Source organism: Sphingomonas ginsenosidimutans (genome assembly GCF_002374835.1).
Lineage (GTDB): Bacteria > Pseudomonadota > Alphaproteobacteria > Sphingomonadales > Sphingomonadaceae > Sphingomonas > Sphingomonas ginsenosidimutans.
This window is the reverse complement of sequence record NZ_NWVD01000040.1, coordinates 1-2111: the sequence shown is the minus strand read 5'-3', so window position 1 is coordinate 2111 and position 2111 is coordinate 1. Positions and strand designations below refer to the sequence as shown.

Annotated in this window: 3 protein-coding genes; all 3 read left to right on the top strand. The window is 63.2% G+C overall.

Annotated elements, in window-relative coordinates; translation table 11 throughout:
* The coding region (locus tag COA17_RS18525; RefSeq protein ID WP_176484961.1) for a S26 family signal peptidase at positions 1 to 334 on the top strand (334 nt) is incomplete at its 5' end.
* Positions 331 to 978 (top strand): type-F conjugative transfer system protein TraW, encoded by a 648-nt coding sequence (gene traW / locus COA17_RS18520; RefSeq protein WP_096614348.1) that lies wholly within the window; start codon positions 331 to 333, stop codon positions 976 to 978. The genes COA17_RS18525 and traW, both read left to right, overlap by 4 nt.
* Positions 979 to 1031: 53 nt before the next feature.
* The gene (traU, locus tag COA17_RS18515; RefSeq protein WP_291549028.1) at positions 1032 to 2003 is read left to right on the top strand and encodes a conjugal transfer pilus assembly protein TraU; all 972 of its coding nucleotides are present in this window, start codon (positions 1032 to 1034) and stop codon (positions 2001 to 2003) included.
* The last annotated feature ends 108 nt before the right edge of the window (positions 2004 to 2111 follow it).

Sequence of the window (2111 nt, the reverse complement as noted above, 5' to 3'; positions counted from 1 at the left end):
CGGGGATATCATCCTATTCGATCCGCCTGCTTCCTCGTTGCTGGTGAAGCATTTCGGAGCGGCGCCGAAACCGTTCGGTAAGCGGGTGAGCGGCGTGCCGGGCGACATCGTCACCGAGCAAAACCGCACCTACTTCGTCAACGGGCAGGCTGTCGCAAAGGCCAAGCTCACGAGCCGCCTTGGTGAACCCCTCGCGCTCGGCCCGACGGGCCGCGTTCCGAAAAGCTGCTATTTCGTCACAAGCGAACACAAGGACGGTTTCGACAGCCGCTACGCCGCAATCGGTTGGATTTGCGGCCCACGCATTCTCGGGGTCGGGAGGCCGATCCTGTGAGGCTCCTTACCTTCCCCATATGCGCCACTGCGCTGGCGCTGGCCATAGCGCCAGAAGCAATGGCTCGCGATTACGGTCAGCACGGCACGGTCTGGCCAGTCATCGAACCGGACCTGCTGCAGCAGATCCATGCCAGGCTTACGCAGCTCGAGAAGACCGGCGAGACCGCCCGCCTCAATGAGGAGCTGAAGCGGCGCACGATCGCCCGGGTCAACCGGCCAGAGCCTGTCACAGGTCTCTCCCTCGCTCCGGCAACACGCAGCTGGCGTTTCGATCCGACGATCACCGTCGAGCGCGATATTGCCGACGACAAGGGCCGGGTCATCATTGCCGCAGGCACAAGGGTCAATCCGCTCGATACCGTGCCGCTGCGGGCTCCGCTCGTCTTCCTCGATGGCGACGACCCGGCACAGCTCGCCTGGGCCACCCGTCGCTATGCCAGCACAAAGGCCAAGTTCATCCTCGTGGCCGGCGCGCCGCTCGAACTCATGAAAGCCCGCCAGCGGCGCTTCTACTTCGACCAAGGCGGCACGCTGGTGAAGCACTTCGGCATTCGCGCAGTACCGGCAACCGTCGAGCAGCAGGGTCGCGCGCTCCTCATCACTGAACAGCCGGTCACTCCCAACGAGCGGGCGCCATCATGAGCAGGAAACATCGCCTTCTGTCATGGCTTTGCGGAGCACTTCTGCTCGCCAGCATGAACATCATCTCAGCCGCTCCAGCCCAGGCTGCGGCCGGTCCCGGCCGCTGCACCGGGAAGTTCGTCAATCCGATCACGGACATCTGCTGGTCGTGCCTTTTCCCGATTTCGATCGGAGGCTTGAAAATCTGGCCGTCAAGTCGGCCCGACACCAGCAACCCAGCTCTCCCCGTTTGCCTCTGCGGTTTGCGGCCCGGTATCGCCATGGGGTTCTGGGAGCCGGTCCGGCTTGCCGACGTCAGCATGAAGCCTTGGTGCTTCGTCAATCTGGGCGGGATGAAGCTCGATCCTGGGTTCGACATCGGCTTCAAGTCGATGGCGGGGCCATCTGCAGTTGGCGGCAATACCCAGTACAACTCGCAGTGGCATGTCCACTGGTATGCCTATCCGCTGATCTACTGGATGGAGATCGTTGCCGACTTCCTGTGCCTCGAGTCCGGCTCGATCGACATCCTCTACATCACCGAAATCGATCCGCTTTGGCAGGACAGCGAACTCACCGCGATCATCAACCCCGAGGCGGTCCTGTTCGCCAATCCGCTGGCGCTTGCGGCCTGCGCGGCCGACTGCGTGGCGGCAACGGCCAAGCTGCCGACCGATGAACTGTTCTGGTGCGCGGGCTGTCAGGGCACGATGTATCCGCTTAACGGCAATGTCTCGGCGACCATTGGCCATGTCCAAGCCTCGCGGCTCGCGCTCGCCCGCTTCTCCTACAAGCTCCACCGCGAGCTCGTCGCCTGGGGGACGATGGGGAGCAAGGGGCTTTGCGGCAAGTACCTGATGCCGGTGATGCGCAAGCAGCAATACCGCTTCCAGGCCACCAATCCCAATCCGCAGACCAAGGGCCGCTACGCCTGCGCGCCCATTGGTGCCTCCACCACCTTCATGTCGGCAGGCCAGGTCTATCCCGCCATTGGCGAGGACATGGGCTATCTGGTCTGGCGCAAGCGGAACTGCTGCGCACTATGAAAACCATTCCTCATCTCATTGTGATCGCCTCGCTTTCGAGCCTTGCCGCTTTCGCTGGCGCGTCGGCGCAGACGGCCGAACCGGACCTTGATGTGGCGGCCATCCGGG

Coding starts and splice junctions, on each gene's coding strand:
- traU (WP_291549028.1), top strand. CDS start 1,032: ATGAACATCATCTCAGCCGCTCCAGCCCAGGCTGCGGCCGGTCCCGGC.